The 17,866-nt window shown below is 70.2% G+C and carries 18 protein-coding genes; 8 read left to right on the top strand and 10 right to left on the bottom strand.

What is annotated here, in order from left to right; genetic code table 11:
- Nucleotide 1 precedes the first annotated feature (1 nt).
- From ACJ512_RS23200 to ACJ512_RS23185, 4 genes are all read right to left on the bottom strand, one after another.
- Nucleotides 2-880: an ABC transporter permease gene (locus tag ACJ512_RS23200; protein WP_407686249.1), complete on the bottom strand. Its 879-nt coding sequence runs from the start codon at nt 878-880 to the stop codon at nt 2-4.
- Nucleotide 881: 1 nt separating this feature from the next.
- On the bottom strand, nt 882-1,676 hold the full coding sequence (locus ACJ512_RS23195; protein WP_407686250.1) for an MlaE family ABC transporter permease: 795 nt from the start codon (nt 1,674-1,676) through the stop codon (nt 882-884).
- Between the two features lie 413 nt (nt 1,677-2,089).
- A complete protein-coding gene (locus tag ACJ512_RS23190; RefSeq protein ID WP_407686251.1) occupies nt 2,090-2,761 on the bottom strand; it encodes a TetR/AcrR family transcriptional regulator in 672 nt (223 codons plus the stop codon).
- A gap of 167 nt (nt 2,762-2,928) precedes the next feature.
- Nucleotides 2,929-3,237 carry a hypothetical protein gene (locus ACJ512_RS23185; RefSeq protein ID WP_407686252.1) on the bottom strand — a complete coding sequence of 103 codons (309 nt, stop codon included), beginning with the start codon at nt 3,235-3,237 and terminating at the stop codon, nt 2,929-2,931.
- 222 nt (nt 3,238-3,459) lie between these two features.
- On the opposite strand from ACJ512_RS23185, the gene ACJ512_RS23180 reads away from it, so the two are divergent.
- Both ACJ512_RS23180 and ACJ512_RS23175 read left to right on the top strand, forming a co-directional pair.
- Complete coding sequence (locus tag ACJ512_RS23180) at nt 3,460-4,608, top strand: thiolase family protein (protein ID WP_407686253.1); 1,149 nt, start codon at nt 3,460-3,462, stop codon at nt 4,606-4,608.
- Complete coding sequence (locus tag ACJ512_RS23175; RefSeq protein ID WP_407686254.1) at nt 4,605-5,417, top strand: crotonase/enoyl-CoA hydratase family protein; 813 nt, start codon at nt 4,605-4,607, stop codon at nt 5,415-5,417. The genes ACJ512_RS23180 and ACJ512_RS23175 overlap by 4 nt, the downstream gene beginning before the upstream one ends.
- A 90-nt stretch (nt 5,418-5,507) precedes the next feature.
- On the opposite strand, the gene ACJ512_RS23170 is transcribed toward ACJ512_RS23175, so the two are convergent.
- Nucleotides 5,508-6,524, bottom strand: coding sequence for an NAD(P)/FAD-dependent oxidoreductase (locus ACJ512_RS23170; protein ID WP_407686255.1), 1,017 nt, complete (start codon nt 6,522-6,524; stop codon nt 5,508-5,510).
- Nucleotides 6,521-7,021, bottom strand: a complete 501-nt coding sequence (locus ACJ512_RS23165) for an isoprenylcysteine carboxyl methyltransferase family protein (RefSeq protein ID WP_407686256.1) — start codon at nt 7,019-7,021, stop codon at nt 6,521-6,523. Before ACJ512_RS23165 ends, ACJ512_RS23170 begins: the two co-directional genes overlap by 4 nt.
- Nucleotides 7,022-7,165: 144 nt before the next feature.
- Here ACJ512_RS23165 and ACJ512_RS23160 point away from each other — a divergent pair, with 144 nt between their 5' ends.
- Complete coding sequence (locus ACJ512_RS23160) at nt 7,166-8,308, top strand: NAD(P)H-binding protein (protein WP_407686257.1); 1,143 nt, start codon at nt 7,166-7,168, stop codon at nt 8,306-8,308.
- Nucleotides 8,305-9,024, top strand: coding sequence for a CPBP family intramembrane glutamic endopeptidase (locus ACJ512_RS23155; RefSeq protein WP_407686258.1), 720 nt, complete (start codon nt 8,305-8,307; stop codon nt 9,022-9,024). Before ACJ512_RS23160 ends, ACJ512_RS23155 begins: the two co-directional genes overlap by 4 nt.
- Nucleotides 9,025-9,031: 7 nt before the next feature.
- Here the strand turns inward: ACJ512_RS23155 and ACJ512_RS23150 are convergent, their stop codons facing one another.
- Nucleotides 9,032-10,378, bottom strand: coding sequence for a DUF2867 domain-containing protein (locus ACJ512_RS23150; RefSeq protein WP_407686259.1), 1,347 nt, complete (start codon nt 10,376-10,378; stop codon nt 9,032-9,034).
- A 74-nt stretch (nt 10,379-10,452) separates the two neighbouring features.
- The gene (locus ACJ512_RS23145; protein ID WP_407686260.1) at nt 10,453-11,256 is read right to left on the bottom strand and encodes an enoyl-CoA hydratase; all 804 of its coding nucleotides are present in this window, start codon (nt 11,254-11,256) and stop codon (nt 10,453-10,455) included.
- Between the two features lie 121 nt (nt 11,257-11,377).
- Here ACJ512_RS23145 and ACJ512_RS23140 point away from each other — a divergent pair, with 121 nt between their 5' ends.
- Both ACJ512_RS23140 and ACJ512_RS23135 read left to right on the top strand, forming a co-directional pair.
- Complete coding sequence (locus tag ACJ512_RS23140; RefSeq protein ID WP_407686261.1) at nt 11,378-12,460, top strand: CaiB/BaiF CoA transferase family protein; 1,083 nt, start codon at nt 11,378-11,380, stop codon at nt 12,458-12,460.
- Nucleotides 12,461-12,513: 53 nt separating this feature from the next.
- Nucleotides 12,514-13,278 (top strand): 3-hydroxyacyl-CoA dehydrogenase, encoded by a 765-nt coding sequence (locus ACJ512_RS23135; RefSeq protein ID WP_407686262.1) that lies wholly within the window; start codon nt 12,514-12,516, stop codon nt 13,276-13,278.
- Nucleotides 13,279-13,427: 149 nt separating this feature from the next.
- Here ACJ512_RS23135 and ACJ512_RS23130 read toward each other — a convergent pair whose 3' ends face one another.
- The gene (locus ACJ512_RS23130) at nt 13,428-13,559 is read right to left on the bottom strand and encodes a hypothetical protein (RefSeq protein WP_116526608.1); all 132 of its coding nucleotides are present in this window, start codon (nt 13,557-13,559) and stop codon (nt 13,428-13,430) included.
- A 299-nt stretch (nt 13,560-13,858) separates the two neighbouring features.
- Here ACJ512_RS23130 and ACJ512_RS23125 point away from each other — a divergent pair, with 299 nt between their 5' ends.
- Entirely contained in the window at nt 13,859-16,174 is a 2,316-nt protein-coding gene (locus ACJ512_RS23125) for an MMPL family transporter (protein WP_407686273.1), read from the top strand.
- Between the two features lie 42 nt (nt 16,175-16,216).
- Nucleotides 16,217-16,861 (top strand): class I SAM-dependent methyltransferase, encoded by a 645-nt coding sequence (locus ACJ512_RS23120; RefSeq protein WP_407686263.1) that lies wholly within the window; start codon nt 16,217-16,219, stop codon nt 16,859-16,861.
- Nucleotides 16,862-16,935: 74 nt separating this feature from the next.
- Here ACJ512_RS23120 and ACJ512_RS23115 read toward each other — a convergent pair whose 3' ends face one another.
- A complete protein-coding gene (locus tag ACJ512_RS23115; RefSeq protein WP_407686264.1) occupies nt 16,936-17,790 on the bottom strand; it encodes an endonuclease domain-containing protein in 855 nt (284 codons plus the stop codon).
- Nucleotides 17,791-17,866 lie beyond the last annotated feature (76 nt).

Genomic DNA, 17,866 nt, shown 5'->3' with positions numbered 1-17,866 from the left:
GCTACACGGTGAGCGCGAAGTTCGGGTTGTTGCCGTAGACCGCCATCGCGGTCAGCACCACCACCACGACGACGGTGACCAGCGACAGCCGCATCGACCGGCCGACGGCCTCGCCGACGCCGACCGGTCCGCCGCTGGCGGTGTAGCCGTAGTAGCAGTGGGTGGTCATCACGATCACCGCGATGACGATCACCTCCAGAAAGGACCAGCCCACATCGTTGAGGCGCAGGAACGTGTGGAAGTAGTGGTCGTACGTGCCGGCGGACTGCCCGTAGAGGAACACCGTGGTGGCCTGCTGGGACAGGAAGGCCATGGTGATTCCCAACGCGAACAGCGGGGCGATGACGACCAGGCTCGCCACCACCCGGGTGGAGGCCAGGAAGGCGATCGACCTGATGCTCATCACCTCCAGCGCGTCGATCTCCTCGCTGATGCGCATGGCGCCCAGTTCGGCGGTGGCGCCGGCGCCGACCGTGGCGGCCAGCGCGTGACCGGCGGCCACCGGCGCCACGAACCGCACATTGACCATCGCGGCCACGAAGCCGGTGAACGCCTCGACGCCGATGTTGCCCAGCGAGGCGTAGCCCTGGATGGCGACCAGTGAGCCCGTGGCCAGGGTGATGAAGCTGACGATGGCGACGGTGCCGCCGACCACGGCCATCGCCCCCGTCCCCATCCCGACCTGGGCAACCATCCGCAGCGTCTCTTTGTGGTAGCGGCGCACCGCGAAGGGGATCAGCCCGATCGCGGTCAGCGTGAACCAGACCATCTGCCCGATCTCGACCAATAGCCGAACCGGGGCGTCCCGGTATCTCCTGAGGGTCGTGGCCGCCCGCGGGAAGCGGACGCGCAGTGCGGCGGTCGCCGTAGCCGCGGTCACCTCAGCGCCCCGTCCCGAAGCGGACACCGATCGTGGTCAGCATGACGTTGACCGCGAACAGCGCGATGAAGCACAGCACCACCGTCTCGTTGACGGCGGTGCCGAGGCCTTTGGAGCCGCCGCGCACGATCAGTCCGCGGTAGCAGCCGACCAGGCCGGCGATCAGACCGAACGTCGCGGCCTTGACCATCGCGATGACCACCTCGGGCAGCCCGGTGATCGCGGTCAACGTGGAGAGGTACGCACCGCTCGAGACGTTCTGCAGATACACGCTGAACAGGTAGCCGCCGACCAGGCCGACGGCGACCACGAGGCCGTTGAGCAGCACCGCGACCACGGTCGAGGCGACGACGCGGGGCACCACCATGCGGTGGATGGGGTCGATGCCGAGCACCTCGAGCGCGTCGATCTCCTCGCGGATGGTGCGCGCGCCGAGGTCGGCGCAGATGGCGGTGGACCCGGCGCCGGCGACCACCAGCACCGTCACGATCGGGCCGAGCTGGGTGACCGCGCCCAGCGCGGCACCGGCCCCTGAGACGTCGGCGGCGCCGATCTCGGTCAGCAGGATGTTGATGACGTAGATGAGCAGCACGGTTTCCGGGATGGACACCGCGATGGTGGGCAGCAGGGACACCCGCATGATGAACCAGCCGTTGACGATGAATTCGCGCCATTCGAACGGCTTCATCAGGGCCTTGCCGGTCAGCACGCACATCCGGAAGAACCCGCCGACCACTTCCGTTCCCGGCCGGATCTGGTTGCCGAGCTTGCCGCCGAACGTGGTCGAAGTGGTCATCGGCGCGGCCCCCGGCCTACGTGGTTCGCCAGCTCGCCCACGCAGGGGCCGCTCGGCGAAAGGGTTTGGCAAGAAAGGTGTTTCGCGGTTATAGGCGCGTATCGCGCCGGGGCGGCAGCGTCGGCCCGCGCCGTCCGGTCCGGTGTTGTCCGCGTCTGCGCCACGCTGCCACTATGGCATCCGACTGTACGGTCAGTCAATGAAATCGCCCCGCCGCGCCCCGGGGCCATGGTGGGTGGGGCCGTTTACGCCCGCCCGATGTCTCGGTTGCCCTCGGGAGGGGATATGCCCGGCCTGAAGCCGACCCGTCGTACAGTCGAGCTTTCCGCCGGCCGCGCGATCGCCCGGCGTGTCACCTGGGCCTGAATGGCGGGCAAATGCCGCCCTGCCCAACGCATTCCATCGTTACGGGGTCAACCCGACGTACCCGCCGCCGCGGCGAGGGAGTCGCGCACCACCGAGACCACGTCGGCGGAAGGGCTCGCCCATCTGTCGAGTCCCAGGCGGTCGAGCAGCAGTCCGCCCAGGAAAACGTCGGCGAAGGCGGCCCCGACCTGTTCGGGTGTGCGGGAGTCGGCGGGATCGAACCACACCCACATCCACTCCAGCGATCCCCACAGCTGCAGTGCCGCCAGTTCGACGTCCACGCTGCGGAAAACACCGCTGTCCACGCCGTTGCGAATCTCGTTCACGGTGAGCGCGAGCAGATCTCGGCGCAGCTCACGCACGTGTTGCAGCGCCGGGTGGTCGGAGAGTTGGACGACCTCGCGCTGGCTTGCCACCGTCGCGGCACGTTCGGTGACCTGCAGCAGCGCGGACGTGAAAATGATTGCTGCGATGCGTTCGTGCGGGGCGCCCACGTGATCCCAGACCGTCCGCAGCGCATCGAGCTGGCGGGCCAGATGCGTCTCTTCCAGCTCCCGCAACATCTGGGCTTTCGTTCCGAAGTGATGAACGATGGTGCCCTTGGACATGCCGAGCTCATCGGCGATGTCGCCGATGTTCGTCTTGTCGTAGCCGCGTTCGGCGACATAGCGGACGAACGCGTCGAGGATCTCGCTACGTCTGCCGGGGGATCTGGGCATTCTCCAACCCTTCGGCGTCGACTAACCGTACGAACGGTCTACCATAACCTTCGGCTGGTGAATATCCCCAGTCGGGTGTGTCGGCCGTGCGGATCGCCGTCCGCGGCGGTCAGTCGCCGGACGCGCGCGCGAGGCGCCGGGGTCGGGGCCGTCCGGTGTCCGGCAGTTCAACGGGGCCCGTGGCCATTGCGCCGATCCGGTGCGGTCACGACGTACATGTGCGCGCCGTCGGCGCAGGTGATCTCACCGGCGGTGTAAACGGTCATGAGTTCTTTCCCGTCGCCGTCGGCAACGCACACATAGGTGTCGGTCTCGGCGTCGTAGTCGAAGCTGTTCCACGCCAGGACGAACGCCAGGCAGTTGCCATCGTGGTCGGCCACGACGAGCTTGTGCGCACCGGACTCCTTCAACAAGTCGGCATCCCGCGTGCGCTGCTGAGGGGCCTGGTTGGTGTGGACCGTTACGCCGTTCGACATCTCTGCACTCCTTAGCGAGGAGATCTCCTCGGGTCCGGCCGCTCCGGTCCGGACCTGGCAGAAATTGTCGCCCCCGGCACCGGCCCAGACCAGGGCATAACGACCCTCCTCGCGGGGTCGTAAGTCGCAGATCACCCCCGCCGCCCGCCCTCCCAACGCGTTGGTTGACAATCGACGCCAGACCACTTCGTCCGAAGTCCCAGCGTCAAAGGAGACACAACCATGGCTGAAGCCGTCATCGTCGAGGCGGTTCGCTCCCCCGTCGGCAAGCGCAACGGCGGGCTGTCCGGCGTGCACCCGGCCGACCTGTCCGCGCAGGTGCTCAACGGATTGGTCGGCAAGGCCGGCATCGACCCCGAGATCGTCGACGACGTCATCTGGGGCTGCGTCATGCAGGCCGGGGAGCAAGCCCTCGACATCGGCCGCACCGCCCTGCTGACGGCCGGTTGGCCGGAGACGGTTCCGGGTGTGACCGTCGACCGCCAGTGCGGGTCGAGCCAGCAGTCGGTGCACTTCGCCGCGGCCGGCGTGGTGGCCGGCCACTACGACGTGGTGGTCGCCGGCGGGGTGGAGTCGATGTCGCGCACGCCGATGGGCTCGTCGCTGGCCAACGGCGGACGGCCGTACCCGGACGCGTTTATGAACCGCTACGACCGCCAGGTGCCCAACCAGGGCCTCGGCGCCGAGATGATCGCCGAGCAGTGGGGGCTGAGCCGCGCCGCGCTCGACGAGTTCTCGCTCGCCTCACACGAAAAGGCTGCGGCAGCACAGGATTCCGGCGCGTTCGACGACCAGATCGTGGGCATCAAGGACCAGGAGGGTGGGGTGGTGCTCAAGGACGAGGGCATCCGCCGCGGCACGCCGATGGAGAAGATGGCGTCGCTGAAGCCGGCGTTCAAGGAGGACGGTGTGATCCACGCCGGCAACTCCTCGCAGATCTCCGACGGCTCGGCCGCCCTGCTGTTCATGTCCGCCGAGAAGGCGAAGTCGTTGGGCCTCAAGCCGATCGCCAAGGTGCACACGGCCACCCTGGCCGGGGCCAACCCGGTGATCATGCTGACCGCGCCCATCCCGGCCACCCAGAAGGTGCTGAAGCGCTCGGGCCTGAGCATCGACGAGATCGGCGCCTACGAGGTCAACGAGGCCTTCGCCCCGGTCCCGATGGCATGGCTGAAGGACATCGGCGCCGACGAGAAGAAGCTCAACCCCAACGGCGGGGCGATCGCGCTCGGGCACCCGCTCGGCGGCTCGGGGGCGCGGCTGATGACCACGCTGCTCTACCACATGCGGGACAAGGGGATTCGCTACGGCCTGCAGACGATGTGTGAGGGCGGCGGCCAGGCCAACGCCACCATCCTGGAGCTGCTGTGACCGAAGGCCCGGACGGTGGGGCCGGCCGGCCCGCGGTGCTGGTCGAACGCCGCGGCAACGTCGCCGTCATCACCATCAACCGGCCGGAGGCCCGCAACGCGATCAACGGCGCGGTCAGCATCGGGGTCGGCGACGCGCTCGACGAGGCGGGGCGCGACGCGGGAGTGCGGGCCGTCGTCGTCACCGGCGCGGGCGACAAGTCGTTCTGCGCCGGCGCCGACCTCAAGGCGCTCTCGCGGCGGGAGAACATCTATCACCCCGACCACGGCGAGTGGGGCTTCGCGGGCTACGTGCACCACTTCATCGACAAGCCGACCATCGCGGCGGTCAACGGCACCGCGCTGGGCGGCGGCACCGAGATCGCGATGGCCAGCGACCTGGTGGTGGCCGCCGAGGGTGCCACGTTCGGGCTGCCGGAGGTCAAGCGGGGACTCATCGCCGCCGCCGGCGGCGTGTTCCGGATCATGAACCACCTGCCGCGCAAGGTGGCCATGGAGCTGCTGATGACCGGCGAGCCGATCACGGCTTCCGACGCGTGCCGCTGGGGCCTGGTCAACCAGGTCGTCGGGGAGGGTTCGGTGCTCGACGCCGCGCTGGCGCTCGCCGCGCGGATCACCGTCAACGCGCCGCTGTCCGTGCAGGCCAGCAAGCGCATCGCCTATGGGGTCGACGACGGCGTCGTCGCCGACGAGGAACCCGGCTGGGAGCGCACCACCCGCGAGATGCGCACGCTGCTGAAATCCGAGGACGCCAGGGAAGGGCCGCTGGCCTTCGCCGAGAAGCGGCAACCGGTCTGGAAGGCGCGTTAGACACCGCGAGCAGACGCAAAATCGCCCAAAAACAGGGTTTTTCGGGGGATTTTGCGTCTGCTCGCGGTGTCAGCTCCCCAGCTCGCGGTGTCAGCTCCCCAGGACGTTGACTCCCCACCGGAACACCGGGGGTAGCAGGGCGGCCGCCGGCACGATCGCGCGGCGCGCCGCGCGGGGCGCGCTGGCCAGCACCAGTGCGCGCGTGAGCAGCCGGTAATCGCGGGTGATCCGGTGCCACGCGGCCTCGTAGGACGCGGGCACGTCGGCGGCGATCGCGTCGATGACCGCGCCCGCCTGCTTGACCGCGAGGCTGATGCCCTCGCCGGTCAGCGCGTCCTCGTAGCCGGCCGCATCGCCGACCAACAGCACGCGCCCGGCGACCCGGCGCGAAACCACCTGGCGCAGCGGGCCACAGCCGCGTGCCGGCCCCCGCTCGGCGCCGGCCAGGCGCCGTTCCAGTTCCGGAAACCAGGCCAGGTCGGGCCGCCCGGGTGACAGGATCGCCACGCCGACCAGGTCCGGTTCGACCGGCGTGACGTACGCCTCGCCGAATCGCGACCAGTGCACTTCGACGAACTCCGACCACGCCGGGACCCGAAAATGCCGGCGAACCCCGTAGCGACGCGGCGTTCCGGCCGTCGCCGTGATTCCGACCGCGCGGCGAACCGTCGAATGCAGCCCGTCGGCCGCCACCAGCCACTTGGCGCGCACGCCGGCGGCCGTCACGCCGTACGCGTCCTGGTCGACGGCCGTCACCCGCGCCGGAAGCCATTCGGTGTCCTGCCGTTTGGCGTGTGCTTCCAGCGCCGCGTGCAAGGTGGTGCGGCGCACGCCCCGGCCGGGGCCGTTGCGGAACCGGGCTTGGGCCCGATGATGTTCGCTCACATAGGCGATCCCGTGGAACGGCATGCCGGGCGGATCGACACCGAGCGAGTCCAGCTCGGCCAGTCCGCCGGGCATCAGCCCCTCGCCGCACGCCTTGTCGACGGGGCCGTCCCGCGGCTCGACCACGATCACCGAAAGTCCTTGCCGCCGTGCGTGCAACGCCGTGGCGAGGCCCGCCGGGCCGCCGCCGATCACGAGCACGTCGGCGTCGTAGTCGCTCACGTGTAGCCCAACGCGGCGTTCTCCACGCCCAGGCGCACCCTCAGCAATATCGCGTTGGCCACGGTGAACAGGGCCGCGGTCACCCACGCGGTGTGCACCAGCGGCAGCGCGATTCCCTCGGCCACCACTGCAACATAGTTCGGATGGTGCAGGAACCGGTAAGGCCCCTGGCGCACCAGCGGCGCGTCCGGCAACACGATGACCCGGGTGTTCCACCGCGGGCCCAGGGTCTCGATGCACCACCAGCGCAGCCCCTGACTCAACGCCACCACGCCCAGCATCGGCCAACCCAGCCACGCGATGAACGGCCGGTGCAGCGCCCACGGTTCGACGACGCAGCCCACCAGCAGTGCCGTGTGGATGGTCACCATCACCACGTAGTGCGGCCGGCCGAACTCCTTGGCGCCCCGGGCGAAAGACCACTCCGCGTTTCGCTTCGACATGACCAGCTCCACCAGGCGTTCCAGCCCGACCGCCAGGATCAGCAGGTAATACATGCGACTACTATCTCGTGGCCGGGCCCACCGGGCCAACGGGCGGCTGTTGCTGACACATCTCGCCTCACGAGGTCGGCGTCGGATCGGTTCAGCGGTTCGCGCGCGCCCGCGCCCACCCCGGCGCGGCAGCTAGGGTGGGCAGGTATGCGGATCCTGGTCACCGGTGCCACCGGCTATGTGGGATCGCGGCTGGTCACGGCGTTGCTGGCAGACGCGCACCAGGTGGTGGCGGCCTCCCGGAACCCGGCGCGCCTCAAACGTCTGGGATGGTTCGCCGCCGTGACGTCGGTCACCCTCGATGCGGCCGACCCCGAGTCGGTGCGGGCCGCGATGCAGGCCGCGGGCCCCGTCGACGTGGTGTATTACCTGGTACACGCGATCGGGCAGCGCGGTTTCCGCGACGCCGACAGGGCCGCCGCGACGAACGTCGCGGCGGCGGCCCGGGACGCGGGGGTGCGGCGCATCGTCTACCTGGGCGGGTTCGTCCCCGCCGGCGGTGCCCTGTCGGAACACCTGGCCAGCCGTGCCGAGGTGGCCGAGGCGCTGACGGTCGAGGACGGCCCGGAATTGGTGTGGCTGGGCGCGGCGATCATCATCGGCGCCGGTTCGACGTCGTTCGAGATGCTGCGCTACGTCGGAGACCGGTTCCCGCTGATCCCGATCCCCACCTGGATGGACAACCCGATCGACCCGATCTCCATCCGCGACGTGCTGCACTATCTCGTCGCCGCCGCGGATCCCGACCGGGTGCCCGCGGGCGCCTACGACATCTGCGGCCCCGACACCACGACCTACCGGGGATTGCTCGAGACCTACGCGCGCGTGTCCGGCAGGTGGCACGCCGCGGTGCGGGTCGGCCCGGTCGACACCGCGCTGGCGTCGTTGATCACCGGGGTCGCGCTGCCGGTTCCGCCGGGATTGGCCGGAGACCTCGTCGAGTCGCTGGATCATCCGATGGTGGCGTCGGTGAGCGGTCTGCGCGACCGGGTGCCCGACCCGCCCGGCGGCCTGCTCGGGGTCGAGGACGCCGTCGCGCGCGCGCTGACCGCCAACCGCAGGCCCCCGCCCGTCAACGCGCTCGCCGATCCGCACCATCTCGCCGACAGCGATCCCAGCTGGGCCGGCGGCGACGCGCTGTGGATCCGCCGGGTCGCGCGAGCGGTCACACCGCCCCTCGCCCGGCCCACGCTGCGGCTGGTGAACCGTGTCCCCGGGCCGCTGGCCGGGGCGCTGCGGACCGGCCTGGAAATCCTGGCCGCAGTCACCCCGAAGGTGCGTCCCGCATGAGCGGGCCGACCGCGTCCGCGCACACCAGCACCGTCGCCGAGCTGCGCCGCGCGATGGCCAATGTCGCTGTCCCGCACAATGAGGCACCCAGGGCGGTGTGGCGCCGCCGGGTCGTCGTCAGCGTCACGCTCGTCGCCGGTGCCGCGGTGCTGGGCTTCTCGCTGCGGCGCCATCCGGGCGAGTCGAGCTTCTACTGGCTCACCCTCGCGCTGGCCGCGCTGTGGATAGCCGGCGCGTTCGCCTCGGGCCCGCTGCATCTGGGGGGTATCTGCTGGCGGGGGCGCAACCAACGGCCCGTCGTCTCCGGGCTGAGCATCGGCCTGCTGGTCGGCGCCGTGTTCGTGGCGGGCGGGCTGGTCGCCAGGGAGATTCCGCCGGTCGCCGAGTTGATCACCCGGGTGCTGCTCTTCGCCCACGGGTCCTACCTGTTCATCGTCGTGATCACCGTCGTCAACGCAGTGGCCGAGGAGATCTTCTTTCGCGGCGCGCTCTACACGGCGCTGGGCCGGCATCACCCGGTGGTGATCTCGACCCTGCTGTACACCGTTGCCACGATGGCCAGTGGCAACCCGATGCTCGGGTTCGCCGCGGTCATCCTGGGCACCGTGTGCGCCGTGGAGCGCCGGGCCACCGGCGGTGTGCTGGCGCCGGTGCTGACCCACTTCGTGTGGGGCCTGATCATGGTGCTGGTGCTGCCGCCGATGTTCGGCGTCTGATGCCCGCCTACCGCGCCGCGTCGACGATCCGGCGGGCCAGGCGGTGCGTCCCGGCGGTGTGCAGGGGCCGCGTCAGCCACCAGTACAGCCGCCCGACGATGCCGGCCGGCAGGAAGATCGCCCGCTGCGTGTAGGTGGTTCCGCCGCCGTCGCGCGGCGCCACCGAGATCTCCAGCCAGGCCCGCCCCGGTCGGCGCCGGGTCCCGCGCAGCCGCAGCAGCCGGCCGGGCTCGCGCTCGGTCACCGCCCAATGTGCGCGGCCGCCCAGGACGCTCTCGGCCGCCCGCCACACGCCGTCGGGCGCGGCGCCGCTCACGGCGGTCCGCACGTCGGTGTAGACGACCTCGCCGGCCCAGTCCGGGTCGCTGGGCAGCGCCTCGGCCGGCGCGGACAGCAGCGAGTCCCAGGTGGCGTCGGTCAGGCCCCGTTTGGCGCGGTCGAGTGCCAGCGAGACGGAGCGGCGGTAGTCGGTGAGCCCGCCCGGCGGCGGCGCGATGAGGCCGTCGATGTCGTGGTTGCGCATCACCGCGTCGCATTCCAGCGACTCGATCAGCGGCCGCGCCAGCCCGGGCGGGATCGGGGTCACCGTTCCCACCCAGAGGCTGGCGATCGTCGGCGTCAAGAACGGCAGCACGATCAACCGGCGCGGCCACAAGCCGGCCACCTGTGCGTAGACCCGCATCATGTCGCCGTATTCCAGGACGTCGGGACCCCCGATGTCCCAGGTGCGCGACCCCTCCTCCGCGGGCAACGGTGCTGCCGCCGCGGCGGCCAGGTAGTGCAGCACGTCACGCACCGCTATGGGCTGGATCTTGTTGTGCACCCACTTCGGGGTGGTCATCACCGGCAACCGGTCGGTGAGGTGCCGGATCATCTCGAAGGACGCCGATCCCGACCCCACGACCACCCCGGCCTGCAGCACCACGGTTTCGATGCCGGAGTCGATCAGCGCCTCGCCCACGGCTTTTCGCGACTCGAGATGCGGCGAGAGCTTGCGGCCCTCCGGGTGCAGGCCGCTCAGGTACACCACCCGCCGCACCCCGGTGCGACGTGCGGCCGTCACGACGTTGCCGACGGCCCGGGACTCCTCGGTGGCGAAATGCTTCGACGTGCCCATCGAATGGACCAGGTAGTACACGACGTCCATGCCGTCGAACGCCGCGACCAGTGACTCGACGTCGCCGAGGTCGCCGCGCGCCACGTCGGCTTGGTCCCGCCACGGCACGTCGGCCAGCTTGTCCGGGTTGCGGGCCAGCGCCCGAACCTGATGGCCTTCGTCCAGCAGCCGCGGCACCAACCGGGCTCCGATGTAGCCGGTCGCCCCCGTCACCAGGCAGCGAACTCGTTCCGCCATCGCTTCTCCGTTCCTCGCCGATCGTTCGGAGCTGACGCAGGCTGGGATTGCCCCTTCCGGGGACCGCTAAGCGGTCAACGGTCGCTGAACTGAGGAGCGCGGTGGGCCTGGAACGCCATCGCACCCTCGATGAAGTCGTGCGACCGCAACAGGACGGCCTGCCCGTCGAACTCGCGCTTGAGGGCCGGCTCCAGTTCGGTCAGCGTGGCGGCGTTGATGGCATCCTTGGTCCTGGCATACGCCGCGGCCGGACCGGCCAGCAGCTTGGCGACCACCTTGTCGACCTCGGCGTCGAAGTCTTCCGCCGGATACACCGCGGAGACCAGGCCCCAGGACAAGGCGTCGACGGCCGGCAACCGCTCGGCCAGCAGCGCCATGCGCATCGCGCGGATCCGGCCGATCGCCGCGGCGACCAACGCCGACGCGCCACCGTCGGGCATCAGGCCGATCCGCGTGAAGGCCAGCATGAAAAACGCCTTCTCCGAAGCCAATACGACGTCGCAGGCCAGCGCCAGCGACACTCCCACACCGGCCGCCGGGCCGTGCACCACGGCGACGACCGGCCGGGGCAGCGCGGTGATGGCCCGCACGGCGCGGTTCGCCTGCTCGAGGACCTCGGTGCCGGGGCCGGCGCCCGCCAGGTCCTCGGCGCTCATGCCGGCCCCCGAGCAGAAGCCGCGGCCCGAACCGCCCAGGCGCACCACGCTGACCCGGGGATCGGTGGCCGCGCGTTCCATCGCGTCGGCGATCCCGGCCAGCACCGGGGTGGTCAGCGAGTTGAGGCTCTCGGGCCGGTCGATCGTGACCGACAGCACGCCGTCGGACAGCGCGACGGCAAGGCCTGCGACGGGTGCCAGTGTGTCGATGCCGGGTTCCATGGGGCCACCCTAGGCGACCGGGTGCGCGGCTCCCACGGGCGGCTGCAAAGATGCCAACGGCCGGTAGTTCGACCTCACCGCCGGTCGCCGGGCGTCGGAGCGGACGAAAGGTCGGTGCATCGTGGCGGGACCGCTGAGCGGATTGCGTGTCGTCGAGTTGGCCGGTATCGGACCCGGCCCCCATGCGGCGATGATCCTGGGGGACCTGGGCGCCGACGTCGTGCGCATCGACCGGCCCTCGAGCGGTCCCGGTGGTGTCGCCAAGGACGCCATGATGCGCAACCGGCGCGTCGTGACCGCCGACCTGAAATCCGACGCGGGACGCGACCTCGTGCTGCGGCTCGTCGCGAAGGCCGACGTGCTGATCGAGGGTTACCGGCCCGGCGTCACCGAGCGCCTCGGCCTCGGGCCCGAGCAGTGCGCCGAGGTCAACGACCGGTTGATCTACGCCCGGATGACGGGCTGGGGTCAGACGGGGCCGCGCAGCCAGCGCGCCGGACACGACATCAACTACATCTCGCTCAACGGCATCCTGCACGCGATCGGCCGGGTCGGTGAGCGGCCCGTGCCGCCGCTGAACCTGGTCGGCGACTTCGGCGGTGGCTCGATGTTCCTGCTGGTCGGCATCCTCTCGGCGCTGTGGGAGCGGCAGAGCTCCGGGAAGGGCCAGGTCATCGACGCCGCGATGGTCGACGGCTCCAGCGTGCTCGTCCAGATGATGTGGCAGATGCGGGCCTCCGGCATGTGGTCGGACAACCGCGGCACCAACCTGCTCGACGGCGGCGCGCCCTACTACGACACCTACGAGTGCGCCGACGGCCGCTACGTCGCCGTCGGGGCCATCGAGCCCCAGTTCTACGCCGCCCTGCTGACAGGGCTGGGTCTCGAGGGTGCGGACCTGCCCGGGCAGAACGACGTCAGCCGCTGGCCGGAGTTGCGGGCGGTGCTGACCGAGACGTTCGCCGGCCGTGACCGCGATCACTGGGCGAAGGTGTTCGCCGAGTCCGACGCCTGCGTCACGCCGGTGCTCGCGTTCGGCGAGGTGCAGACCGAACCGCACATCACCGAGCGCAACACGTTTTACGAGGTCGGTGACGGCCTGCAGCCCCGGCCGGCGCCGCGGTTCTCGCGCACCGCGCCCGAGACGCCGCGTGCGGCCGCGCCGGTGGCCGACGCCGAGGCCGTTCTGAAGGACTGGGTATAGTCCCCGACCAACAGGTTGGTGGGCCAAACCGCTGGGATCAGGGAAGGATTCGCATGGAGATCAAGGACGCCGTCGCCATCGTCACCGGCGGGGCCTCGGGCCTGGGCCTGGCCACCACCCGCCGCCTGCTGGACGCTGGTGCCCAGGTGGTCGTGCTGGACCTGCGGGGCGAGGACGTGGTTCGCGAACTGGGGGAGCGGGCGCGTTTCGCGCCGGCCGACGTCACCGACGAGGCCGCCGTCACCAGCGCGCTGGACATCGCCGAGGCGATGGGTCCGCTGCGCATCGTGGTCAACTGCGCCGGCACCGGCAACGCCATCCGGGTGCTGAGCAAGGACGGCGTCTTCCCGCTGGACGCGTTCCGCAAGATCGTCGACATCAACCTGGTCGGCAGCTTCAACGTGCTGCGGCTGGCCGCCGAGCGGATCGCCAAGACCGAGCCCGTCGGCCCCCCGGACAGCCAGGAGCGTGGGGTCATCGTGAACACCGCCTCGGTGGCGGCGTTCGACGGGCAGATCGGCCAGGCCGCCTACTCGGCGTCCAAGGGTGGCGTGGTGGGCATGACGTTGCCGATCGCGCGCGATCTGGCCAGCCGCCTCATCCGGGTGGTCACCATCGCCCCGGGCCTGTTCGACACGCCGCTGCTGGCCGGCCTGCCGGAACCGGCCCGCGAGTCGCTCGGCAAGCAGGTACCGCACCCGTCGCGGCTGGGGAAGCCCGACGAGTACGGGGCGTTGGCGGTGCACATCATCGAGAACCCGATGCTGAACGGCGAGGTCATCCGGTTGGACGGCGCCATCCGCATGGCCCCGCGCTGACGGGCGCCCCCAGCCCCGGGTCGGCGGGAAAACGAAAGCCCCCCGCATCGCGGGGGGCTGACCCGGAGACGAACTCCGGATCTATCGACGGAACCACCGGGTGATTGCGGGTTCGGCCATCAAGAGCCGTGCGAGCACACTCATGGCGGTCAGCTTGCCGTAGGGAGGGGGTGCCAGTCCTCGAACTGCTCCGAGGTCTCGCCTTCCACCAGCATGTCGCCGTGGTAGAGGGCTTCGAAGTCGGCTTTGATGACGTCGGCACTCGAGTCGTCGATCCACATGACACAGAGCGTATGGGCCACGTTTAAGGAATCTTTGAGTCGCGCTTCGGAAAATGGTGGCAATTTACCGGCGGGTAGGTTACTCGCCCGTCGAACCCCCGATTGTGCCGCTGACCGGCTATTCGCCCCCCAGTTTTCTGGCCGGACTCTTAGGGTCGCGCCGGTTTGAAAACGGCGCTGAACCCTGGGGTGCCCGCATCCGTCGATAACGTGAACAGCGTTGTTCGACACCTGTAAGTTGACCCTAAGCAAGGCCCATCGGGGTGGGCGCACGCGACCGGCTGGGGGAGAACGCCGACATGCTGCAACGAATCGCACGATTGGCCATCGCCGCGCCGCGCCGAATCATCGGGGCGGCGCTTCTGTTGTTCGTGGCCGCGGCGGTCTTCGGCATCCCCGTCGCCAAGAGCCTGTCGCCCGGCGGTTTCCAGGATCCGGGCGCGGAGTCGGCCCGCGCGATCAAGGTCTTGACCGCCAAGTTCGGGCAGAGCGGTCAGAAGATGCTGATCCTGGTGACCGCCCCCGCGGACGCACACAGCGCACAGGCGCGCCGGGTGGCCACCGACCTCGTGGGGGACCTGCAACGGTCACCGCTGGTGTACAACGTGTCCTCGGCCTGGACCGCGCCCCCGCAGAGCGCCGCGGACATGGTCAGCACCGACGGCAAGTCCGGGTTGATCGTGGTCAACCTCAAAGGCGGCGAGAACCACGTCCAGACGAACGCGCAGAAGCTGGCCGACGAATTCGTCCACGACCGCGACGGCGTGACCGTCCGGGCCGGCGGCTCGGCGATGGAGTACGCCGAGATCAACAAGCAGAACCAGGACGACCTGCTGGTGATGGAGATGATCGCCCTGCCGTTGAGCTTCCTGGTGCTGGTCTGGGTGTTCGGCGGATTGCTGGCGGCGGCGTTGCCGATGGCCCTGGGCGCGCTGGCCGTCGTCGGGTCGATGTCGGTGTTGCGGCTCGTCACCTACACCACCGAGGTGTCCATCTTCGCGCTGAACCTGAGCACGGCGCTGGGCCTCGCTCTGGCGATCGACTACACGCTGCTGATCGTCAGCCGGTACCGAGACGAACTGGCCGAGGGCGCCGACCGGGACGAGGCGCCCATCCGGACCATGGCCACGTCCGGCCGCACGGTGCTGTTCTCCGCGGTCACCGTCGCGTTGTCGATGTCGGCGACGGTGGCGTTCCCGATGTACTTCCTCAAGTCGTTCGCCTATGCGGGGGTGGCCACGGTGGCCTTCGTCGCCACATCGTCGATCGTGATAACCCCGGCCGCGATCGCGCTGCTGGGCCCGCGCCTGGACGCGCTGGACGTGCGCGCGCTGCTGCGGCGGATCCTGCACCGGTCCGATCCGGTACGCAAGCCGGTCGAGCAGCTGTTCTGGTATCGCTCCAGCAAATTCGTGATGCGGCGCTGGGCGCCGATCGGCCTGGCCGTGATCGCGGTGCTGGTGCTGCTCGGCCTGCCGTTCGCGGGCGTGACCTGGGGTTTCCCCGACGACCGGGTGCTGCCGCGGTCGGCGTCGGCCCATCAGGTCGGTGACCAGTTGCGCCACGACTTCGCCCACGATTCCGCCGCGTCCGTGCCCATCGTCGTCCCCGATGCCCGTGGGCTGAGCCCCGAGGCCCTCGACACGTACGCCGCCGCCCTGTCGAAGGTCCCCGACGTCTCGGGGGTGTCGGCGCCGGGCGGGTCGTTCGTGGCGGGCACCCGGGTGGGCCCGCCCGCCGCGGCGACCGGGGTGGCCGACGGCAGCGCCCTGTTGACCGTCGAGAGCAGCGCGCCGCTGTTCACCCAGGCCTCCGACGCCCAGCTCAGGCGTTTGCACCAGGTCAGCGGGCCCGCCGGCCGGCCCGTCGAGATGGCCGGCGTCGCCCAGATCAACCGCGACAGCGTCGACGCGGTGACCGATCGGCTGCCGCTGGTCCTGGGGTTGATGGCCGTCGTCACCTTCGTGTTGCTGTTCCTGCTGACCGGCAGCGTGGTGCTGCCCGTGAAGGCGCTGATGTGCAACGTGTTGTCGCTGAGCGCGGCCTTCGGCGCGCTGGTGTGGATTTTCCAGGACGGCCACCTCGGTGCGCTGGGGACCACGCCGAGCGGGACGCTGGTGGCGAACATGCCGGTGCTGCTGTTCTGCATCGCGTTCGGCCTGTCCATGGATTACGAGGTGTTCCTGATGGCCCGGATCCGCGAGTACTGGGTGGGGTCCGGGGCCGCCCGGCCGGCCGAGCCGCTGCGCCCGGCCGAAGCCAACGCGGCCAACGACGAAAGTGTGGCGCTCGGGGTGGCCCGCACCGGCCGGGTGATCACCGCCGCCGCGCTGGTGATGTCGATGTCGTTCGCGGCCCTGATCGCGGCCCACGTGTCGTTCATGCGGATGTTCGGGCTCGGCCTGACGCTTGCCGTGTTCGCGGACGCGACATTGGTGCGAATGGTCGTTGTGCCGGCGTTCATGCATGTGATGGGGCGGTGGAATTGGTGGGCACCCGGACCGCTGGCCCGCCTGCACGAGCGGTTCGGGATCAGCGAGGAGGTCGCGGCGGAGCCGGCCGACGAACCCGTGCCCTGCGGTCCGATCACGCAGCCGGTGACCCGTATGGGTTAGCGTGAAGATCGTCGGTATTCGTGGTGTGGAAGGGTGACGCGCATGGCATCAGCTGGGGCAGCGGTCGACAACCCGTTCTTCGCCCGGATCTGGCCCTACATCGCCGCCCACGAGGTCGAGGCGATAAAGGCGCTGCGCCGGGAGAATCTGGCGGGCCTGACCGGCCGCGTGTTGGAGGTCGGCGCGGGCATCGGGACGAACTTTCCGCACTACCCGGAGTCGGTCGACGAGGTGGTCGCCGTGGAGCCCGAGCAGCGGCTGACGGTCCAGGCCCGCGCCGCGGCGGACGTGGTACCGGTTCGGGTCGTGGTGCACGGCGACGCCGTGGAGGCCTTCAGCGGCGGTGAACCGTTCGACGCGGTGGTGTGCTCGCTGGTGTTGTGCTCGGTGGCCGACCCCGGCGACGTGCTGCAACGCCTGCATTCGCTGTTGCGGCCGGGTGGCGAGCTGCGCTACCTCGAGCACGTGGCCAGCCGCGGGATGCGGGGGCGGCTGCAGCGCTTTGCCGACGCGACCGTGTGGCCCCGGCTGTTCGGCAACTGCCACACCCATCGCGACACCGAGCGCGAGATCGTCGCGGCCGGATTCGAGGTGGAAACCGCCCGGCGGGAGGAGACGCTGCCGGTCTGGGCGCCGTTGCCCGTGTCCGAGTTGGCGCTGGGCAGAGCACGCCGGCCCGCGGGCTAGTCTCCTTTTCGCCGAGCCTGCGCTCAGCGCGGATTTGCCGGCCGAATTGCGCTGTGTGTGCAGGCTCGGTGCGGTCAGCGCATGTTCGATGCCCGGAATTCCAGCGCGGCGCGCACCCTGCGGATGACGTCGGCGGGATGATCGGTCACTACTACTCGGATGACGATCCAACCCAGCCTTGCCAAGTCCTCACCGCGGCGGATGTCCCAGGCGTATTGCCGCCGGTCGAGTCGATGCTGCTCGCCGTCATACTCGACGGCGACCATCGAATCGGCCCACCCCATGTCGAGGTGGTACACGCGGGCTCCGTCGGCGGTGACCACGGGGATCTGCGTGGTGGGCCGGGGCAGCCCGGCGTGTATCAGCAGGAGCCGCAGCCACGTCTCTTTCGGCGATTGCGAACCCGTGTCGACGAGCCCCAGCGCCGTTTCCAGCTGCCTGAGCCCGCGCGCACCCCGATGAAGGGCAGCTATTTCGCAGACCTCGGGAACCGTGACGTCGGTGGCCCGCATGAGCGCATCCAGACGCGCGACCGCCGTCCCCATCGGTTTGGCGCGCGCGATGTCGAACGCGGTCCGTTGCGGGGTCGTCACCGGCAGGCCCGCGACGGCGTCGAATTCCCCTGCGGCAAGGCTTATGTCGTGGGTCTGGATGCCGCGTGGCGCCCGGGCGTTCGACCAGATCAACGCGATGGGCAGGCGGTCGTCCACCCACTTCGATCCGTGCCACGCCGCCGCGGTGGTGCCGGCGAGCACGCCCCGTCGGTGCGACCACAGCCAGGCCGCCACCGCCCGTTGCCGCAGCGTGAACTGCTGATGATCGCGGGGCAGGTAGACGTCGGGAAACACCGCGCGGAAACGCGATCGTAGCTGGTGCGGCCGCAGGATTCCGGCGTTGACCGCCTCGCTGCCGATGAAGGGCTCGTCCATGACGCCAGACTGGGGCGCCGCGCCGACGCCACCGCGCCGAGACGGCGCTCAGCGCGCGTCGTTGTGGACGAATCAC

This window comes from Mycobacterium cajalii (genome assembly GCF_045809005.2).
Taxonomy (GTDB): domain Bacteria; phylum Actinomycetota; class Actinomycetes; order Mycobacteriales; family Mycobacteriaceae; genus Mycobacterium.
The sequence above is the reverse complement of the archived record's forward strand: the minus strand, read 5'-3'. Positions and strand labels throughout refer to the sequence as shown.

Bases quoted from the DNA above. Each gene is read 5' to 3' on its own strand.
- ACJ512_RS23125 (WP_407686273.1), top strand. From the start codon at position 13,859: ATGCTGCAACGAATCGCACGATTGGCCATCGCCGCGCCGCGCCGAATC.
- ACJ512_RS23135 (WP_407686262.1), top strand. From the start codon at position 12,514: ATGGAGATCAAGGACGCCGTCGCCATCGTCACCGGCGGGGCCTCGGGC.
- ACJ512_RS23145 (WP_407686260.1), bottom strand. From the start codon at position 11,256: ATGGAACCCGGCATCGACACACTGGCACCCGTCGCAGGCCTTGCCGTC.
- ACJ512_RS23120 (WP_407686263.1), top strand. From the start codon at position 16,217: ATGGCATCAGCTGGGGCAGCGGTCGACAACCCGTTCTTCGCCCGGATC.
- ACJ512_RS23155 (WP_407686258.1), top strand. From the start codon at position 8,305: ATGAGCGGGCCGACCGCGTCCGCGCACACCAGCACCGTCGCCGAGCTG.
- ACJ512_RS23130 (WP_116526608.1), bottom strand. From the start codon at position 13,559: ATGTGGATCGACGACTCGAGTGCCGACGTCATCAAAGCCGACTTCGAA.
- ACJ512_RS23185 (WP_407686252.1), bottom strand. From the start codon at position 3,237: ATGTCGAACGGCGTAACGGTCCACACCAACCAGGCCCCTCAGCAGCGC.
- ACJ512_RS23180 (WP_407686253.1), top strand. From the start codon at position 3,460: ATGGCTGAAGCCGTCATCGTCGAGGCGGTTCGCTCCCCCGTCGGCAAG.
- ACJ512_RS23165 (WP_407686256.1), bottom strand. From the start codon at position 7,021: ATGTATTACCTGCTGATCCTGGCGGTCGGGCTGGAACGCCTGGTGGAG.
- ACJ512_RS23150 (WP_407686259.1), bottom strand. From the start codon at position 10,378: ATGGCGGAACGAGTTCGCTGCCTGGTGACGGGGGCGACCGGCTACATC.
- ACJ512_RS23190 (WP_407686251.1), bottom strand. From the start codon at position 2,761: ATGCCCAGATCCCCCGGCAGACGTAGCGAGATCCTCGACGCGTTCGTC.
- ACJ512_RS23160 (WP_407686257.1), top strand. From the start codon at position 7,166: ATGCGGATCCTGGTCACCGGTGCCACCGGCTATGTGGGATCGCGGCTG.
- ACJ512_RS23115 (WP_407686264.1), bottom strand. From the start codon at position 17,790: ATGGACGAGCCCTTCATCGGCAGCGAGGCGGTCAACGCCGGAATCCTG.
- ACJ512_RS23195 (WP_407686250.1), bottom strand. From the start codon at position 1,676: ATGACCACTTCGACCACGTTCGGCGGCAAGCTCGGCAACCAGATCCGG.